Raw genomic sequence first — 4,639 nt, forward strand, 5'->3', positions numbered from 1 at the left:
GATCAACGCCGTCAAGGATCCGATCTTCGTCAAGGACGACCATCTGCGTTTCGTCTTCGTCAACGAGGCGTTCGCCGCTCTGTTTGGCCAGACGCCGCAAGCCATGCTCGGCAAGCCCGGCGGCGATTTCCTCCCAACGAACGCTGTCGCGCTTTTCGAGCAGAGCGAACGTGACGTCCTTGCCACCGGGCGGCCGTACGAAGTGGAAGAGAATTTCGAGGCCGATGGCGCCTGCCGCTCGCGCATCGTCCGGAAGAGCCGCGTCGGCATGGCCAGCGGCCGCAACTACGTTGCCGGCTTCCTGTTCGACATTTCCGACATGAAGCGCCGCGAGACGGAGGCGCAGGACGCACGCAAGCATCTCGCCAGCGTGCTGGAATCCTTGCCGGCCGCCGTGATCATCTACGATCGCGACGACAGGTTCGTTTTCGCCAACCGCAAGATCCAGGATACGCTGCCGGCCTTGAAGCCGGCGTGGCAGCCCGGCTGTACATTCCGCGAAGCACTCGTGCTGGGTCATGCGAACGGCTATTTCCGCAGCAGCGGCGATCCGCAAATCGACCAGCTCTACGACAGCGATCATGACCGCTGGCTGGACGCGATCCTCGCCCGCTACCGCTTGCCCAGTTCCTCCTACGAGCGTCACAATCCCGATGGCCGCTGGTATCAGGTCTACGACATGCGGACCGACGACGGCACCTTCATCGGCGTTCGCGTCGACATCTCCGAGATCAAGAGCCGCGAGGCGGCATTGCGCGATTCCATGCGCCAGATCGACCTGTTCCGGCATGTGATGGACGAGTTGCCGGTGGCCGCCTTCATCAAGGCGCAGGACCTGAGCATCGAATTCGTCAACAAGGCCTGGTGCGCGATCACCGGCTTGGCCAAGGAGGATGTCATCGGCCGCACCGACCGGCAGTTGTTCGGCGCGCAGGACGCGGATGGCTACAGCCATGACGACACGCAAGTCGCCGTGACGGGCGTCGTCAAGGAGGTCGAGGAACCCGTCACCCATCGCGACGGCACGGTTCGGCAGTTGATGACCCGCAAGAGCCGCCTGGTGGCGCTGGACGGGTCGGTGCATCTGGTCGGTTCGAGCACCGACATCACCGACGTCAAGGCACGCGAGCGTGCGCTGGAAGAAAGCATGCGCGAGAACGAGGTGTTCCGCAGCCTGATCGACAATGTGCCGGTATCGATCTACGCCAAGCGCTCCGATCTCAGGCAGTTCTATGTCAACAAGGGTTGGTGCGATCTGACGGGCTTCAGCAAGGAAGAGGCCATCGGCAAGACCGACATCGAGATTTTCGGGCCGGATGGCGAGGCCTTCGTCAATGGCGACCTCGCCGTGCTGCGCACCGGCGAAACTCAGGAGGTCGAAGAGACGGTCACGCTGGCCGACGGCAGCGTCAGGCATCAATTCGCCCGCAAAGGCGCGATGATCGCCTCCGACGGTTCGCTCTACCTGATCGGCTCGACCACCGACATCACCGAGCTGAAGATGCGGGAGGCCGAACTGCGCGAGGCGCGTCAGCGCGCCGTGCTCGCCGACCGCGCCAAGTCGGAATTCCTCGCCAATATGAGCCATGAGATACGCACGCCGATGAACGGCGTGCTCGGCATGGCCGAACTGCTGGCCAAATCGGACCTCGACCCGAAGCAGAAGACGTTTACCGACATCATCGTGAAGTCGGGCAATGCGCTGCTCACCATCATCAACGACATACTGGATTTCTCCAAGATCGATGCCGGTCAGTTGGTGCTCGATCCGGCGCCCTTCAATCTGGCCGAGGCGATCGAGGACGTGGCGACGCTGGTGTCGACGCGCGCCAAGGAGAAGGACCTCGAGCTGATCGTACGTGTCGAGCCTCGGCTCGAGAGCCTATTCATCGGCGATGTCGGCCGCATCAGGCAGATCGTCACCAACCTGCTCGGCAATGCGGTGAAATTCACCGATGAGGGCCATGTGCTGGTCGACGTCACCGGCGAGAGGGTTCCAGCCGGAACGAAGCTCACCATTTCGGTCACCGATACGGGCATCGGTATCCCCGAGGAAAAACTGAAACTGGTCTTCGAGAAATTCAGCCAGGTCGACACTTCATCGACGCGGCGGCACGAGGGGACCGGCCTCGGCCTCGCCATCACCTCGCGGCTCGTCGAGCTGATGGGCGGCGACATCGGGGTCGAAAGCGCCGAAGGCAAGGGTTCGACGTTCTGGTTCTCGGTGACGCTGCCGAGGGCCGGACAGCAAAACGGGCAACGCATCATGCCGATCGACGTGACCGGCGCGCGTGTCCTGATCGTCGACGACAATGCCGTCAACAGGGCGATCCTGACCGAGCAGATGACATCATGGACGTTCGATTCCTGCGCGGCCGAAAGCGGCGCCGAAGGCCTCAAGGTGCTGATCGCCGCAGCCGCCTATGGCGTGCCGGTCGATTGCGTCGTGCTCGACTACCAGATGCCTGAAATGAGCGGCGCCGAAATGGCGCGGATCGTGCGCAACACCGCTGGCCTTGCCGGAACGCCGATCATCATGCTGACCTCGGTCGACCAGTCGCTCGCCAACACCAGCTATCGCGATCTCGGCATCGATGCCCAGTTGATCAAGCCGGCGCGCTCTTCGGTGCTGCTGGAAACGCTGGTCGCCACCATCCAGCGGCATCGCCACAACACTGGCGGCAGCGACGCGCAGCCGCTCGCGGCCGACGTCGCTGCGAGCAATGTGACGCGGCCGCAGCCCTCGGCACCGTCCGAACAGCGGGCGCTGCTGCAGCCGCCTTCGATTCGCCCCCGGCCACCGGTGGCGGCTGGTGGCGACAGGCTGGACATACTGGTGGCCGAGGACAATGAGGTAAACCAGATGGTGTTCACCCAGATTCTCGGCGAGACCGGTTATGGTTTCGAGATCGTCGGCAATGGCCGCAAGGCGCTCGATGCCTTCGGCCGGCTCAACCCGTGCATGATCCTGATGGATGTCTCCATGCCGGAGATGAACGGTCTCGAAGCGACCGCCGCCATTCGCCGGCTGGAGGAAGAAACCGGCACGCATGTGCCGATCGTCGGCGTCACCGCGCATGCGCTGAAGGGCGACCGCGAGCGCTGCCTGGAGGCAGGCATGGACGACTATCTGCCCAAGCCGATCAGTCCCCGGGCGCTGCTCGAGAAGGTCGAGCGCTGGGTCGGCGCCAGCCGGCAGGCTCAGCGCAACGCCGGGTAGGGCCGGTCCTGCCTGTCCGAGTGCCGGGAATACGGCGAAGATTCGCGCCCTGCCAGCGGCCAAGACTATGGTGCGATCGCACCATATCAAAGGTTGTATCCAGCCGAGACAATGGCGGCGTTCGATTCCTCCCTTTCCAGTTACGGGCGGGAGCAGCGACCGCCGGCATGAGACAGCGTCAACCTACCCCAACGGACCTGTTTTCGGCGATGGCCCGGCCATGACACCGTCTGGCTGAGAGCAACGCGCTCCCGTCCGGCTTTTTTTCGTAAAGGCCGGCTAACCCCAAATCGCTGGCCAATCTCGGCCCCAAGCGGAGCAAGTCTCTGATTCCGGGGACAAAGCCGGGCTGCGTGTTCAGTGCCGGCCAGGCGGCGTTTTGCTCATCGCGATGACGCGTTACCGGGGTGACATCAAACTGTCATGCGACTGTTATAATCGAAGGCTATTGGCCTCAGCGGGCGCCGACTGACGAGCGCCGAGAGACCATCTTCCGAACAGGAGCAGGCCACATGAAGAAATTCCTCTATACGGCGTCGGCCGCTGCGCTTGCGCTCGCCGCGTCGTCCGGCTTCGCCGCCGCGCGCGACCAGATCCAGGTCGCCGGATCATCGACCGTGTTACCTTATGCCAAGATCGTTGCCGAGCAGTTCGGCGAAACGTTCACCAACTTCAAGACCCCGGTCGTCGAATCCGGCGGCAGCGGCGCCGGCATCAAGGAATTCTGCAAGGGCGTCGGCGAAGACACGATCGACATCGCCAACTCGTCGCGTCCGATCAAGGCGGACGAACTCAAGTCCTGCGCCGCCGCCGGCGTGAAGGAAGTCCAGGAAGTCCGGATCGGCTATGACGGCATCGTCTTCGCCACCGACATCAAGGGCCCGGACTGGGCGCTGGTTCCCGCCGACATCTACAAGGCGCTCGCGGCCAAGCTGGTCGTCGACGGCAAGCTCGTCGACAATCCGAACACCAAGTGGAGCCAGGTCAATCCGAAGCTGCCCGACTGGGACATCGCCGCCTACATTCCGGGCGAAAAGCACGGCACGCGCGAAGTGTTCGAGACCAAGCTCCTCGATGCCGGCTGTGACAAGGCTGCTCTCAAGGCCGCCGGCATTGCCGACGACAAGGAAATCGGCAAAACCTGCATTGCCATCCGCAAGGACGGCAAGGCCGTCGACATCGATGGCGACTATACCGAGACGCTCGCCCGCATCGACTCCAACAAGACCGGCGTCGGCGTGTTCGGCCTCGCCTTCTATGAGAACAATGCCGACAAGCTGAAGGTCGCCACCGTGGAAGGTATCGTGCCTTCGACCGAGACGATTGCCAGCGGCAAGTATCCCGTCTCGCGCCCGCTGTTCTTCTACGTCAAGAAGGCGCATCTGGGCGTCGTTCCCGGCCTCAAGGAATATGTCGAGT

General features: G+C 63.2%; 2 protein-coding genes. Both read left to right on the forward strand.

All coding sequences use genetic code 11. From position 1 onward, the window contains the following. Positions 1–3,220, forward strand: a 3,220-nt coding sequence (locus EN884_RS26520; RefSeq protein WP_128360817.1) for a PAS domain S-box protein, incomplete at its 5' end; no start/stop codon positions are given. Positions 3,221–3,732: 512 nt separating this feature from the next. After that, positions 3,733–4,639: substrate-binding domain-containing protein (locus EN884_RS26525; RefSeq protein WP_128360818.1), on the forward strand; the 907-nt coding region annotated here is incomplete at its 3' end.

It is taken from the genome of Mesorhizobium sp. M7A.F.Ca.AU.001.01.1.1, from assembly GCF_004022735.1.
Lineage (GTDB): Bacteria > Pseudomonadota > Alphaproteobacteria > Rhizobiales > Rhizobiaceae > Mesorhizobium > Mesorhizobium ciceri.